The sequence below is a fragment of the Nocardia sp. NPDC056541 genome, assembly GCF_042794235.1.
Taxonomy (GTDB): Bacteria; Actinomycetota; Actinomycetes; order Mycobacteriales; family Mycobacteriaceae; genus Nocardia.
Genome location: NZ_JBHTUD010000026.1, coordinates 31,801 through 45,013 on the forward strand (window position 1 = coordinate 31,801; position 13,213 = coordinate 45,013).

14 protein-coding genes are annotated in these 13,213 nt (G+C 68.0%); 11 read left to right on the forward strand and 3 right to left on the reverse strand.

Annotated elements, in window-relative coordinates:
* The first annotated feature begins 15 nt into the window (after positions 1–15).
* The 8 genes from clpB (at position 16) to ACFQ9R_RS31415 (ending at position 9,077) form a co-directional block, all read left to right on the forward strand.
* On the forward strand, positions 16–2,592 hold the full coding sequence (gene clpB, locus ACFQ9R_RS31380; RefSeq protein WP_378995860.1) for an ATP-dependent chaperone ClpB: 2,577 nt from the start codon (positions 16–18) through the stop codon (positions 2,590–2,592).
* Between the two features lie 63 nt (positions 2,593–2,655).
* Positions 2,656–3,471 (forward strand): DUF5666 domain-containing protein, encoded by an 816-nt coding sequence (locus tag ACFQ9R_RS31385; RefSeq protein WP_378995862.1) that lies wholly within the window; start codon positions 2,656–2,658, stop codon positions 3,469–3,471.
* A gap of 68 nt (positions 3,472–3,539) precedes the next feature.
* Positions 3,540–4,706, forward strand: coding sequence for a hypothetical protein (locus ACFQ9R_RS31390; RefSeq protein WP_378995864.1), 1,167 nt, complete (start codon positions 3,540–3,542; stop codon positions 4,704–4,706).
* Between the two features lie 53 nt (positions 4,707–4,759).
* A complete protein-coding gene (locus ACFQ9R_RS31395; protein WP_378995866.1) occupies positions 4,760–5,566 on the forward strand; it encodes an SDR family NAD(P)-dependent oxidoreductase in 807 nt (268 codons plus the stop codon).
* A 5-nt stretch (positions 5,567–5,571) separates the two neighbouring features.
* Complete coding sequence (gene pyrE / locus ACFQ9R_RS31400; protein WP_358061648.1) at positions 5,572–6,135, forward strand: orotate phosphoribosyltransferase; 564 nt, start codon at positions 5,572–5,574, stop codon at positions 6,133–6,135.
* A gap of 69 nt (positions 6,136–6,204) precedes the next feature.
* On the forward strand, positions 6,205–7,263 hold the full coding sequence (locus ACFQ9R_RS31405) for a beta-ketoacyl-ACP synthase 3 (RefSeq protein ID WP_378633570.1): 1,059 nt from the start codon (positions 6,205–6,207) through the stop codon (positions 7,261–7,263).
* A gap of 1 nt (position 7,264) precedes the next feature.
* The gene (locus tag ACFQ9R_RS31410; RefSeq protein WP_378995868.1) at positions 7,265–7,960 is read left to right on the forward strand and encodes a lysoplasmalogenase; all 696 of its coding nucleotides are present in this window, start codon (positions 7,265–7,267) and stop codon (positions 7,958–7,960) included.
* 118 nt (positions 7,961–8,078) lie between these two features.
* Positions 8,079–9,077 (forward strand): alpha/beta fold hydrolase, encoded by a 999-nt coding sequence (locus tag ACFQ9R_RS31415; protein WP_378995870.1) that lies wholly within the window; start codon positions 8,079–8,081, stop codon positions 9,075–9,077.
* On the opposite strand, the gene ACFQ9R_RS31420 is transcribed toward ACFQ9R_RS31415, so the two are convergent.
* Positions 9,061–9,507: a hypothetical protein gene (locus ACFQ9R_RS31420; RefSeq protein WP_378995872.1), complete on the reverse strand. Its 447-nt coding sequence runs from the start codon at positions 9,505–9,507 to the stop codon at positions 9,061–9,063. The two genes, ACFQ9R_RS31415 and ACFQ9R_RS31420, sit on opposite strands and share 17 nt — an antisense overlap.
* A 75-nt stretch (positions 9,508–9,582) precedes the next feature.
* Here ACFQ9R_RS31420 and ACFQ9R_RS31425 point away from each other — a divergent pair, with 75 nt between their 5' ends.
* From ACFQ9R_RS31425 to ACFQ9R_RS31435, 3 genes are all read left to right on the forward strand, one after another.
* Positions 9,583–9,909, forward strand: coding sequence for a DUF4190 domain-containing protein (locus ACFQ9R_RS31425; protein ID WP_378995874.1), 327 nt, complete (start codon positions 9,583–9,585; stop codon positions 9,907–9,909).
* 24 nt (positions 9,910–9,933) lie between these two features.
* The gene (locus ACFQ9R_RS31430) at positions 9,934–10,599 is read left to right on the forward strand and encodes a TrmH family RNA methyltransferase (protein WP_378995876.1); all 666 of its coding nucleotides are present in this window, start codon (positions 9,934–9,936) and stop codon (positions 10,597–10,599) included.
* A 131-nt stretch (positions 10,600–10,730) separates the two neighbouring features.
* Positions 10,731–11,822 (forward strand): glycoside hydrolase family 76 protein, encoded by a 1,092-nt coding sequence (locus ACFQ9R_RS31435; protein WP_378995914.1) that lies wholly within the window; start codon positions 10,731–10,733, stop codon positions 11,820–11,822.
* Between the two features lies 1 nt (position 11,823).
* On the opposite strand, the gene ACFQ9R_RS31440 is transcribed toward ACFQ9R_RS31435, so the two are convergent.
* Positions 11,824–12,489 carry a DedA family protein gene (locus ACFQ9R_RS31440; protein ID WP_378995916.1) on the reverse strand — a complete coding sequence of 222 codons (666 nt, stop codon included), beginning with the start codon at positions 12,487–12,489 and terminating at the stop codon, positions 11,824–11,826.
* 32 nt (positions 12,490–12,521) lie between these two features.
* On the reverse strand, positions 12,522–13,178 hold the full coding sequence (locus ACFQ9R_RS31445) for a DedA family protein (protein WP_378995918.1): 657 nt from the start codon (positions 13,176–13,178) through the stop codon (positions 12,522–12,524).
* Positions 13,179–13,213 lie beyond the last annotated feature (35 nt).

Sequence of the window (13,213 nt, forward strand, 5' to 3'; positions counted from 1 at the left end):
ACACAAGGGAGATTCGTGGACTCGTTCAATCCCACCACCAAGACGCAGGCGGCATTCAACACCGCCCTTCAGGCCGCCGCGGCGGCGGGCAATCCGGAGATCCGTCCGGCACACTTGCTGGTGGCGTTGCTGGATCAAACAGACGGCATCGCCGCACCGTTGCTCAAGGCCATCGGGGTCGATCCGGCGACAGTCGAACGTGAGGCAGGTGCCCTCGTCGACCGCCTGCCGCGTGCCACCGGCGCCACCACCAAACCGCAACTGGGCCGTGAGGTCCTCGCCGCGATGACCGCCGCCCAGCAGCTCGCCACCGAGCTCGGCGACGAGTTCGTCTCCACCGAAAACCTGCTGGTCGGGTTGGCTGAAGGTGATTCGGATGTCGCTCAGCTGCTGCGCAAGCACGGCGCAACCCCGGAGGCCCTGCGCGATGCGTTCACCGCGGTCCGCGGCGGCAGTGGCCGGGTCACCTCTGCCGATCCGGAAGCCAGCTACCAGGCGCTCGAGAAGTACTCCACAGACCTCACCGAGCTGGCGCGCGCGGGCAAACTCGACCCGGTGATCGGGCGCGACACCGAGATCCGGCGCGTGGTGCAGGTACTGAGCAGGCGCACCAAGAACAATCCCGTCCTCATCGGCGAACCCGGCGTCGGCAAGACCGCCATCGTCGAAGGGCTGGCGCGGCGCATCATCGAAGGCGATGTGCCGGAGTCGTTGCGCAACAAGAAGGTTGTCTCGCTCGACCTCGGCGCGATGGTGGCGGGCGCGAAGTATCGCGGTGAATTCGAGGAGCGGCTCAAAGCCGTGCTCGACGACATCAAGAACAGCGCGGGCGAGATCATCACCTTCATCGACGAGCTGCACACCATCGTCGGCGCGGGCGGCACCGGCGACTCGGCGATGGACGCGGGCAACATGATCAAGCCGTTGCTGGCCCGCGGTGAGCTGCGACTGGTCGGCGCGACCACCCTCGACGAGTACCGCAAGTACATCGAGAAGGACGCCGCGCTCGAGCGGCGATTCCAGCAGGTGCTGGTCGGCGAGCCGTCGGTGGCCGACACCATCGGCATCCTGCGCGGCATCAAGGAGCGCTACGAGGTGCACCACGGCGTGCGGATCACCGATTCCGCGCTGGTGGCGGCGGCGACGCTCTCGGACCGCTACATCACCTCGCGATTCCTGCCCGACAAGGCGATCGACCTGATCGACGAGTCGGCTTCGCGGCTGCGGATGGAAATCGACTCGCGGCCCGTCGAGATCGACGAGATCGAGCGGGCGGTGCGGCGCCTCGAGATCGAAGAGGTGGCGCTCGAGAAGGAGACCGACGCCGCGTCCAAGCAGCGGCTGGAGAAGCTGCGCCAGGAATTGGCCGACGACCGCGAGAAGCTCAGCCAGCTCACCACCCGATGGCAGAACGAGAAGAACGCGCTCGATTCGGCGCGCGGGCTGAAGGAGCGACTGGAGGCCATGCGCGGCGAGTCCGAGCGGGCAGAGCGCGACGGCGATCTCGGCAAGGTCGCCGAGCTGCGCTACAAGCGCATTCCCGACTTGGAGAAGGAACTCGCCGACGCCGAGAAGGCCAGTGCCGGGGCGTCCGACGGTGACGTGATGCTCAACGAGGAGGTGACTCCCGACGACATCGCCGATGTTGTCTCGGCGTGGACCGGGGTGCCGGTCGGCCGGATGCTCGAAGGCGAGACCGCCAAGCTGCTGCGGATGGAAACCGAGGTCGCGGGCCGCGTCGTCGGGCAGGAAGAAGCGGTGCAGGCCGTGTCCGACGCGGTCCGCAGGGCGCGCGCCGGTGTCGCCGATCCGAACCGTCCGACGGGCTCGTTCCTGTTCGTCGGCCCGACCGGTGTCGGCAAGACGGAGCTGGCGAAATCGCTCGCCGACTTCCTGTTCGCCGACGAACGCGCCATGGTGCGTATCGACATGAGCGAGTACAGCGAGAAGCACTCGGTGGCTCGCCTCGTCGGCGCGCCGCCCGGATATGTCGGCTACGACCAGGGTGGCCAGCTCACCGAAGCGGTGCGCAGGCGACCGTATTCGGTGGTGCTGTTCGACGAGATCGAGAAGGCGCACCCGGACGTCTTCGACATTTTGTTGCAAGTTCTCGACGAGGGCAGGCTCACCGACAGCCAGGGTCGCACGGTCGACTTCCGCAATACGATCCTCATTCTCACCTCCAATCTCGGCGCCGGTGGCGACCGCGATCAGGTGATGGAGGCGGTGCGGCGCGCGTTCAAGCCGGAGTTCATCAACCGGCTCGACGACGTGGTGATGTTCCACGCGCTCGACGCGAAGCAACTGGAGTCGATCGTCGACATCAACCTGCGTCAGCTGCAGAAACGGCTCTCGCAGCGCAGGCTGACCCTCGATGTCACCGAGGAGGCCAAGCAGTGGCTGGCCGTGCGCGGCTACGACCCGGCCTACGGCGCGCGACCGCTGCGCAGGCTGATCCAGCAGGCCATCGGCGACAGCCTGGCCAAGGAACTGCTCTCCGGTTCGGTCGCCGACGGTGACACGGTGAAGGTGCGTGTGGACGACGCCACCGACAAGCTCGTCGTCGAAGGCGAAGTTGTCCACAGCTCGTGATTTATCCACAGCCCGGTGCGTAGGGACCTCCCAAACGCACCGGGCTGTCCTACCCTGGAGCCCATGACGAACCCGAACGATCCGTGGGGGCAACGCCCGGAGGATTCGCCGACCGAACGGCTGGGTTCGCCGGGCACCGACTCGACCACGCCGTACGGAGGCAATTCGTTCGACGAGTGGGGGCAACCGTCGAACCCGACGCAGGCGTTGCCGCCGCACGACGCGCAATGGGGTGACTACGAAAGTGGTTATCCGGCAGCTCAACCACCGCCGCAGCAGGCGCCGCCGGGGTACGACCAGGGTTACCAGGCGCCGCCACCCGGTTACGGCCAGGGCTATCCCGCCGCGCCGCCGCCGGGGTATCCACCGCGGCCGCAGGACGGTGACCAGGAGGAACCTCCCAAACGTCACATCGGTTTGTGGATCGCGCTCGGCTTGGGCGTGCTGGCGTTGATCGCGGTCGGCGGGGTGCTCGCCGGTCTCGTGCTGAGCGGTAACGACTCGGGCGGCAACACCGCTTCGGCACCGACGACGAGCCAGCTGCTCGTCCCGCCGACACCGAAACAAACCACGCCGGGTTCTCCGCCGAGCACGAGCGGGCTCCCCGGCCTGCCCGGTCTCGGCGGCGGCGAAGATCTCGGCGCCACCATGGGCAGTATCACCGCCAATACCGGCACCGAGATCACCATGAGCACCCTCGGTGGATCCGATGTGCGAGTGCTGATCGACGATGCCACCCAGGTGATCTCGCTGACCAGCACGAAGGCGAGCGAGCTTCCCGTGGGCGACATGGTTATGGTGCAGGGCGACAAGAACCCAGACGGGTCGATCCACGCCAAGATCATTATCAGTACGGCGTTGCCGGGCGGCCCCCGATGAGCGACCCGCGCGTCGAATCCCCGGTGCTACCGGGCAATCACGGCGACGGCTGGATAGGCTAGGCGACGATGACGGCTATGTGGTTCGGGTTAGCAGCGATCGCACTCGTGGGTGCGGTCGTCCTGCTGTATTTCGATCGGGTCCAGCGGCAGCGCACCGGACACGCGAGACAGGTGTGGGCGAAGTCCCAGGGCTACACCTACGTGTCGGTGGAGCCCGCGCTCGCCTCGACGTGGCGCCGTGGCGCGCTGGCCAAGCTCGGCTATCTCTCGGCGGTCGACGTGGTCTCCGGTATTCGCAAGGGCGAGAAGTTCGTGCTCTTCGACCTGGAGGACGCCGCGACCCTGGTGGCCGTGCGACGCCAGATCGGCTCCGAGATCGATGTCGACATGCGGCTCAAGACCGCCGCGCCGCCGAAGGACCACGATCTGGAACTGCTCGGCGCCATCGGCGACCGGGTCGTGTTCGCCACCGACCCCGAGATCGCGCGCCACGCGGTGGATCAGCGGATGGTCGGCTTCATCGAGTCGCTGTCCGACACCGTGCAGATGCTGTGGAGCGAGGGCAACTGGACCCTCGGCATGCTCCCCGTCGGCAGCGGATCCAAGGATTGGGAGACCGCCATCGACGTGGTGCTCCGCCTGTCCGGCCTGCTGCACGTGCTGCCCCCGGTGGCCGAGCCGAACGAGTTCACCCGGCCGCGGTCGAGTGCCAATCTCGCACCCGGTTTCCGACCCGAGTACGACGACGAAGACGACGATCGCGAATTCGCTGCGGGCCGTGCGGAATACGCCGATGTGGAAGAACGTGGCCGCGCCCGTTTCCCCGGCCCCGACGAACTCGACTCCGATGACGAGCCCTTCGCCCCCCGTGGTTCCGCGGCCCGCCTGCCCGATGACGACGAGCCCTACCGTGGCGCCCGCTTCCCCGAAGTCGACGCGCCCTCCGCGCCGCGTGGCTCCGCGACCCGCGACGTGGACGATCGCGCACCGATCGGCGGCCGCGCCCCCGCTCTGCCCGCCGACTACGATCCCGATCTCGACGACCCCGAGTTCGAAGACCAGCCCGCCCCCGGCCGCCGCCCGCTCGGCGAACCGCCGAAGCGCCCGTCGCTGGCCGTCGTCCCCGAGCCGCGTCCCCGCCCCGAGCCACCGCTCGACGACGCGGAATCGGGTCAGCCGGGCGGACCGTTCCACCCCGGTTTCCGCCCTTACCAGGGCCCTGTTCCGAAGTGATCCACCTGCCGCGGTAGTCGTCGCGGCACCCCGTCGACCGGAATCGACCAGCGATGTCTGATAGTCCTTCACGTCTGCCCGGCGTGCACCGCCCCGTCGCGATGATCACCGGACCGACGTCCGGCATCGGGCAGGGTTTCGCCCACCGTCTCGCCGCCCTCGGCTACGACCTGGTCCTCGTCGCCAGGAACGAGGAACGCCTGCGCGCACTCGCCGACGATGTGGCCCGCCGTTTCGCCACGTCGGCCGAAGTCGTGGTCGCCGACCTGGCCGATGACGACGATCGCGCTCGCGTCGCGGCCAGAGCCGCCCAGGGCATCGCATTCCTCGTGAACAACGCGGGTTTCGCGCATTCGGGTGAGTTCTGGACCCTCGAGCCCGCAGAGCTGCAGGCCCAGCTCGACGTCAACGTCACCTCGGTCCTGCAACTCACCAGGGCGGCCCTGCCGCCGATGGTCGCGGCGGGCGCGGGTTCGATCGTGAATGTGGCGAGTGTGGCCGGGTTGATCCCCGGACGGGGGTCGACCTACTCGGCCTCCAAGGCCTACGTCGTATCCTTCACGGAGGGTTTAGCGGGTGGATTGGTGGGCACCGGTGTCCGCATCCAAGCGCTGTGCCCCGGATTCGTGCACACCGAGTTCCATGAGCGCGCGGGCATCGAGATGAGTTCGCTGCCCGAGCGCCTGTGGCTCGACGTCGACCAGGTCGTCGACGGGTGCCTGCAGGATCTGGACTCCGGCCGGGTGATCAGCGTGCCCGGCGTGCAGTACAAGGTGCTCACCGCGGTAGCGGGCTTCATCCCGCGCACCCTGGTGGCCCGCATGAATCGCGGACTCTTCAACGCACGCGGAAGGACATGACTTAGATGATCGACCAAGCACGTCAGGCGCTCACGAAGGCCGATCGCGACCAGCTGGCCGCCCTCGTGCGCGAGCTCGCGGTCGTGCACGGCAAGGTGACGCTGTCCTCGGGCAAGGAAGCCGACTACTACGTCGACCTGCGCCGCGCGACCCTGCATCACCAGGCGGCGCCGCTGATCGGAACGCTGCTGCGTGAGCTTGTCGCCGACTGGGACTTCGACGCTGTCGGCGGGCTCACCATGGGCGCCGATCCGGTCGCGATGGCCGTGATGCACGCGCCGGGCCGTCCGATCGACGCCTTCGTGGTCCGTAAGGCCGCCAAGGCGCACGGCATGCAGCGCCAGATCGAGGGCCCCAACATCGTCGGCAAGCGCGTGCTCGTCGTCGAGGACACCACCACCACCGGCAACTCGCCGCTCACCGCGGTGCGCGCGTTGCGCGACGCGGGCGCGATCGTGGTCGGCGTTGCCACCGTTGTCGACCGGGAAACCGGTGCTGACCAGGTGATCGCCGAGGAGGGGCTGGAATATCGATCCATCCTCGGTCTCGACGATCTCGCCCTGGGATAGCCTGAACAACGCCGAACCCGGATGACGACGTGGTCTGTCCGGAAAGTCTGAAGGACGTGTGAGTCACCTGTGGTGAGCATTGCAGTAAACAAAGGTCGCGACAACGTTGCGATGCTCGGGATCGGTGCCTACCGTCCGCAGCGCATCGTCACCAACGCCGAAGTGTGCGAGACCCTCGACTCGACGCCCGACTGGATCTTCGAGCGCACCGGTATCCACAACCGGCGCTGGATCAGTGGCGACGAGACGATCCGGTCGATCGCCGCGGCCGCCGGTGAGCGCGCGCTGAACAACACCCCGATCGATCGATCCAAGATCGGCGCGGTCGTCCTGTGCACGTCGAGCTGGCTCAAGCTCACCCCGCACGGCGCCCCCTCGGTGGCCTTCGACCTCGGGCTCAACGGGGTTGCCGCCTTCGATTTAACGTCCGGCTGCGGTGGCTTCTGTTACGGGCTCGGTGTGGCCGCCGACCTCATCCGCGCAGGCTCGTTCGACTATGTGCTGGTGATCGGCGCCGAGACGATGACCGTCGGCCTCGACCCCACCGACCGCGGCACCGCGATGATCTTCGGTGACGGCGCGGGCGCTGTGGTCGTCGGTCCGGCCGAGGACAACGGCATCTCCCCGACAGTCTGGGGCAGCGACGGTGAGAACGCCGAAGCGATCGCCCAGGACGTCGATTTCCTGGAGTACATGAACAAGGCGCAGGCCCTGCAGGGCACCGATCCGGCGGTCGAGGCCGTCGGCCGGATGTCGCTGCACATGGAGGGCCCCAAGGTCTTCCGGTGGGCCGCGGTCACGCTGCCGCGCGCGCTCTCCGCGGCGCTCGAGACCTCCGGCGTGGCCAAGGAGGACATCGAGGTGTTCGTCCCGCACCAGGCCAACGCCCGGATCAACGAGCTGATGAAGAAGAACCTCGGCCTGGCCGAGAGTGTCCCGATCGCCAACGACATCGAGAACACCGGCAACACCTCCGCCGCCTCCGTGCCACTGGCGATCGAGGAAATGCTGGTCACGGGCAAGGCGAAGGGCGGTCAGCTCGCGCTGCTGCTCGGCTTCGGCGCGGGTCTGAGTTACGCGGGCCAGGTAGTGACGCTGCCGCCCGCCCCGAAGGAACCGAGCTTCTGACATGCGAGGGCTGCGCGCCGCTTATCTAGGGGCGGCGGCGGTCACCGTGTTCGGTGCCGTCACCAGCCGCGACCGCCTGCAATGGGTCGCCAAGCCACTGCTGATGCCGCTGCTCGCCGCCGACACGGTGGCCGGCGGCGTCGATCTCGATCCGGCCGAACGCCGGCTGCTGCTCGGTTCGCTGGCCGCCGCGACGGTCGGCGATGTGCTGCTGCTCGACCCCGACGACGACCGCCGCCTCATCGCGGGCGCGTCGTCGTTCGCGGTCATGCAAACCGGCTACTCCCTGCTGTGGTGGAAGCGCGGTGCCCGGCCGCGCCCCGAGATCGCCCTCCCGCGCGTGGTGGCCTGGGTCGGCGCGGCGGGCTTGCTGCGCGCCAAAGCCCCGAACCTCGTTCTGCCGCTCACCGCCTACGGCGCGACATTGGGAACGGCCGCGACCCTCGCTTCGGACCCGGCTCTCGCCCCGGATGCGAAAAACATCGCGGGCCTGAACATTCCGAACTCCGACCCGCGCAGTCGCTACGGCGTCGGGGCCCTGCTGTTCACGATCTCGGATGCGCTGATCGTCGTGCGCCGCCTCTTCGCCCGCGACGACCGCACCCGCCGGATCGCCGAGGGCGTCATCCTGGCGACCTACGCCTGCGCGCAATACCTGCTCACTGTCCCGCCTCCCCGTGATCGGGGCCGAACGTAGGATCTCGCACCGGTAGCGTCTCGCGTTCCCGCTCGCCGGCGAGTTCGTGATACTCGGTGTCACACGGCGCTAACTCAGGTGTCGCCGGGCCGCAACACCTCGCGCGCACGCTTCCTAGATGAGTGGGGAAGCGCAGTTCATCGAGGTGCACGGGTATCGCCGGGCGTTCCGGATGGCCGGAACCGGTCCGCCGCTGCTGCTCATCCACGGCATCACCGACAGCTCGGGGACGTGGGCGCCGGTCTTCGACGCGCTCGCCGAGCACTACACCGTGATCGCACCTGACCTGCTGGGCCACGGCGAATCGGACAAACCGCGCGGCGACTACGCCGTGGCGGCCTACGCCAACGGCATGCGCGATCTGCTCAGCATCCTCGGCATCGAGCGGATCACCGTCGTCGGGCACTCGCTCGGCGGCGGTGTCGCGATGCAGTTCGCCTACCAGTTTCCCGAGAAGGTGGAGCGGATCGCACTGGTGTGCCCGGCGGGAATGGGTGCGGGGGTGCACCCCGCGTTCCGGCTCGCGACACTGGCAGGCGCAGGCCCGGCGCTGATGGCGATCACCAGCTGGCCGGTCCGCACCGCGGTGACGGCCGCGGTGCCGATCGTCACCGCACTGGGTGGCCTCGGCCTCGGTCCCGACGCCGAATACGTGCTCCGCCTCTACGGCCACCTCTCCGACTCCGGCGCTCGCAACGCCTTCCTGCGCACCATCCGCGCGGCCGCCGACCGCCGCGGCCAGACGATCACCATGCTCGACCGCGGCTATCTCGCCGCCCACCTGCCCACGCTGGTCGTCGGCGGCACCCGCGACACCGTCATCCCGTCGGGTCACGCGGATCGCGCGCACCGTGCCTTCCCGGGCAGTCGCATCGAAATCTTCGCGGGCGCAGGTCATTTCCCGCATCATTTCGACCCCGACCGCTTCGTCGCACTGATCCGCTCGTTCATCGAGGAGACCGACCCGGCCGTCTTCGACCCCCTGCGCTGGCAGCGCACCCTCCGCCGCGGTCGCCCGATCGTCGGTCTCCCGTCACCCGCGCCGTCGAACAACCCGGAGCCCACTGTCGACCCCGCGCGGACGAACGGACACGCCCCGCTCACAGCGCCAGGATGATCCGATCCCGGTCCTGCGGGTCCACCCGAATCGGAACTGTCTGTCCGACAACCATTCTGGGCTTGTGCACCGGCATCACGTCTACCACGATCGTCCCGTGGTAGCTCTCGGACCCGGGCACCGTGAGCTCCACCTCGAACTCGGTGAGCTCACTCGCGTAATCGGTCCGGCTCAACGGGTGCACCCCGTCGATGCGCGCCCACCCCTCGAGCCCGTGCCTGAGCAATCGCCGATCCGCCCGCGTCGGCATCGAAGCCCACGTCATCGCGATCCCGCACGCCGAACCGAACAGCCCGACCATGATCATCACCTGAAACGGTGCGGTGCCCGGCGGCGCGTGCGGAGCCAACCACCCCAACCACACCGCGAGCGCGATCAGATACCCCGCCACGACGCCGATCAGCGCCCGCGAAACTCGCGCATGATCCATCACGCTCACCACCGAAAAGACTCTGTCCCTCCAGGATAAACGGCGATTCGGGGCGGTCGCGATTACGCTTCGGTCATGAGTTACCCGGACAACGGGCCCCAGGGCTATCCCCAGGGCTACTACGGCCCGCCGCCCGAGCATCCGCAGGCCACCACGGTCCTCGTCCTCGGCGTGCTCGGCATGTCGCTGTGTGGGTTGTGCGCTCCGTTCGCCTGGCTCAAGGGTCGCGGCGTGCTCGCTGAAATCGATGGCTCCGGTGGGCAGATCGGTGGTCGCACGCAGGTGTACGCCGGCTACATCCTCGGCATCGTCGGTACGTGCTTGCTGGCCTTCACCGTCTTGATCTTCGGCGTCGCCCTGGTGCTGATGATCGTCGGCGCGATGGCCGATTCCTCGTCGTAGCGAGGCCCCGCCTAGCATTGCCGGGTGAATGAAGCAGAGGTCGCGGGCCCGACCGAGTGGGGCGAGCACCCGCACGGCCTCGGTCCGTGGGAGCAGGAATACGACACCCCCGTCCCCACCGACGCGCGCTATGACCCTGTTCTGCTGGCCGAGGGCGATCGCCGCAACGTCGTCGACACCTACCGCTACTGGACCCGCGAGGCGATCGTCGCCGACATCGACGCCCGCCGTTTCCCCTTCCATGTGGCCATCGAGAACTTCGGCCACGACGCCAACATCGGCACCGTGGTTCGTACCGCCAACGCCTTCGCCGCCGCCGCGGTGCACATCGTCGGCAGACGGCGCTGGAACCGGCGTGGTGCCATGGTCACCGACCGCTACCAGCACCTCGTCCACCACAGCGACCTCGCCGAACTGCGTGAGTTCGCCGCACGCGAGGGCTTGACGGTGGTTGCCGTCGACAATGTGCCCGGCGCGGTCCCGCTCGAGACCGCCGAACTGCCACGCGAGTGCCTGCTGCTGTTCGGCCAGGAGGGCCCCGGCGTCAGCGACGACGCGAAAAACGCAGCGGCCCTGACCGTTTCGATCGCCCAGTTCGGCTCGACCCGCAGCATCAACGCCGGTGTCGCCGCGGGCATCGCCATGCACGCCTGGATCCGTCAACACGCCGACCTGTCTGCGGCCTGGTAACGGAATGGGCACGGAATGTCGGTACCACCTGGCACCATGGAGCCATGACCTCGCGCAGCGGCCGGCGCCCCCAGCCCTCTGATCGCGCCGGATCCGTGCCCACCCCGGCGCTGTGGTCCGAGCGTGCCGACATGGCCGAGTCCGCGATCGTCTCGCGGCATCTGCGGACGCTGTGGGGTTGTCCCGGAACGGAATTGGGTGTTGTCGGCTGGCCGGCGACTCGTCGCGAACGAGCGTTCGCGGGCTGGCACTACTGGTGGCAGGCCCACCTGCTCGACGTCGCGGTCGACGCCGCCAATCGTGTCCCCACCCCCGCCCGCCGCAGGCGCATCGGCGCGATCGCCCGCGGCATCCGGCTACGCAACATCACCGGCTGGACCAATCGCTACTACGACGACATGGCCTGGCTGGCCATTGCCCTGGAACGCGCCGAGCGCACCCAGGAACTCACCTCGGCGCGCAGCGGCCTGCTCGCCCTCGAACAGAAGCTCTATGGCGCCTGGGAACCGGAGGTCGGCGGCGGTATTCCGTGGCGGATCAAATCGGACTTCTTCAACGCCCCCGCCAACGGCCCGGCGGGCATCGCGCTCTTACGCCTCGGCCGGGTGGAGCGCGCGCGAGAGGTGGCCGACTGGCTCGACGCCACCCTCCGCGACCCCGAATCCGGCCTGATCCTCGACGGGATCCACCTACCCTCGGGCGAGGTCGAACGCCCGGTGTTCAGCTACTGCCAGGGAGTCGTGCTCGGTCTGGAAACCGAGCTGGCCGTGCACACCGACGACGACGAACGTCACATCGAACGAGTCAGCGGCTTGCTGGCCGCGGTGGAAGAACACATGACCACCCGCCTGGTGATCAATGGTGGCGGTGGCGGTGACGGTGGGCTGTTCAACGGCGTATTGGCGCGCTACCTCGCGGTGGTCGCCCTGATGTTGCCCGGCGAGGGCAAGCAGGCCGAAACCGATCGGCGCACCGCCGCGGCCATCGTCAAAGCCTCGGCCACCGCCGCCTGGGCCAATCGGCTCGAGTTCGAAGGCGAGCCGCTGTTCGGATTCGACTGGAGCAAGCCGGCCAGGCTGCCGGGCGGCACCGCGGGCGCGGGCAAATTCACTGCGGGCGGTTCGGTGACGGCCTCGGCGGTGCCCGAACGCGACCTGTCCGTGCAGCTGGCCGGCTGGATGTTGATGGAAGCGGCCTACCAGGTCACCGCGGCCGGGCTGTAGCTCAGCGCTCGGACTCGACCGCGACGCTCGGCTCGAGGTCGTAATCCTCGACCGGCCGCGCCATCTCCTGGCGATAGTGCCGGATACCGAGGACGGTGCCGACGATCAGACCGACGACCAGCGTGCCGATCACCGCGGGCATCAGCCACGGAACCTGTTCGAGGAACTCGCCCGCGTAGTACCCGATCAGCAACAGCACCGGCGCCCAGATAACCGCGCCGAGCGTGCTGGCGACGGTGTAGCGCCGATGATCCATCCCGGCCGCACCCGCCACCATCGGGCACAGCGTGCGCACCCACGGAATCCAGCGGGCCACCAGTACCGCGAGGAACCCGTGCCGTTCGAGCAGATCGGTGACCTTGGCCAGATTCTTGGTGTTGATATATCGGCCGTTCTTGCGCGCGACCAGGCGGTGCCCGGTTCGCGCCCCGACGACATAACCCACCTGATTACCCGCGATCGCGGCGAGCATGGTGCCCACCGACAACGCCCAGACCTGCGCTTCGCCATTGGCGTGCGAGGCGAGCACGATGCCCGCGGTGATCAGCATGGAATCACCGGGCAGGAACAGCCCGATGATGAACGCGCATTCGAGAAAGACGAAAACTAGCACCACCGTGCAGACCACAGCGGGGCCTGCTGAGATCAGCGGATCGAAGCTGCCCATAGCGAGGGTCGACGGTACTGCGGTCACAGGGATCAGTGCGTCTCGTTCGTCGAAGCAGCCAGCTCGCCGCTCTGCGCCGACGCGCCCGGTGCGTTGCGGCGCTCGAGCACCTTCTTACCGACCGTGATGATCGCGGGCAGGATCGAGACGAACACGATCAGCAGGAAGATTCCCTCGATGTGGTCGCGGATGAACGGCACATTGCCGAGGAAGTAGCCGAGGATCGTGACGCCGCCACCCCACAGGACCGCGCCGACGATGTCGAACGCCACGTACTTGCGGTAGCTCATCTGCGACACACCGGCCAGCACCGGCATGAACGTACGCACGATCGGCACGAACCTGGCCAGGATGATGGTCTTGGGGCCGTGCTTCTCGAAGAACTCGTGCGTCTCGGTGACGTAGTGCTTCTTGAAGAAGCGGCTGTCTTCCTTCTTGAAGATGGCCGGACCGATCTTTCGGCCGATCCAATACGCACACTGGTCGCCTAGGAAGGCTGTGAGAATCACCAACGGCACGAGGACCCAGATCGAGAGGGTCGAGCCCGGTTGCGCGGCGAGCATGCCGCCGGTGAACAGCAGCGAGTCACCCGGCAGCAACGGGAACAGCAGACCGGTCTCGATGAAGACAATCGCCAGGATGGCGGGCAGCACCGCGTTCGCGAGCCAGGTCTCCTGGAGTAGATACATCGGGTCCAGCAACTGGGTCAACGCAAGGTTGGTCG

Excerpts from the sequence above, each read along its gene's own strand:
- ACFQ9R_RS31385 (WP_378995862.1), top strand. The coding sequence starts at position 2,656 with ATGACGAACCCGAACGATCCGTGGGGGCAACGCCCGGAGGATTCGCCG.
- ACFQ9R_RS31390 (WP_378995864.1), top strand. The coding sequence starts at position 3,540 with ATGACGGCTATGTGGTTCGGGTTAGCAGCGATCGCACTCGTGGGTGCG.
- ACFQ9R_RS31395 (WP_378995866.1), top strand. The coding sequence starts at position 4,760 with ATGTCTGATAGTCCTTCACGTCTGCCCGGCGTGCACCGCCCCGTCGCG.
- pyrE (WP_358061648.1), top strand. The coding sequence starts at position 5,572 with ATGATCGACCAAGCACGTCAGGCGCTCACGAAGGCCGATCGCGACCAG.
- ACFQ9R_RS31410 (WP_378995868.1), top strand. The coding sequence starts at position 7,265 with ATGCGAGGGCTGCGCGCCGCTTATCTAGGGGCGGCGGCGGTCACCGTG.
- ACFQ9R_RS31415 (WP_378995870.1), top strand. The coding sequence starts at position 8,079 with ATGAGTGGGGAAGCGCAGTTCATCGAGGTGCACGGGTATCGCCGGGCG.
- ACFQ9R_RS31420 (WP_378995872.1), bottom strand. The coding sequence starts at position 9,507 with ATGGATCATGCGCGAGTTTCGCGGGCGCTGATCGGCGTCGTGGCGGGG.
- ACFQ9R_RS31425 (WP_378995874.1), top strand. The coding sequence starts at position 9,583 with ATGAGTTACCCGGACAACGGGCCCCAGGGCTATCCCCAGGGCTACTAC.
- ACFQ9R_RS31435 (WP_378995914.1), top strand. The coding sequence starts at position 10,731 with ATGGCCGAGTCCGCGATCGTCTCGCGGCATCTGCGGACGCTGTGGGGT.
- ACFQ9R_RS31440 (WP_378995916.1), bottom strand. The coding sequence starts at position 12,489 with ATGGGCAGCTTCGATCCGCTGATCTCAGCAGGCCCCGCTGTGGTCTGC.
- ACFQ9R_RS31445 (WP_378995918.1), bottom strand. The coding sequence starts at position 13,178 with ATGTATCTACTCCAGGAGACCTGGCTCGCGAACGCGGTGCTGCCCGCC.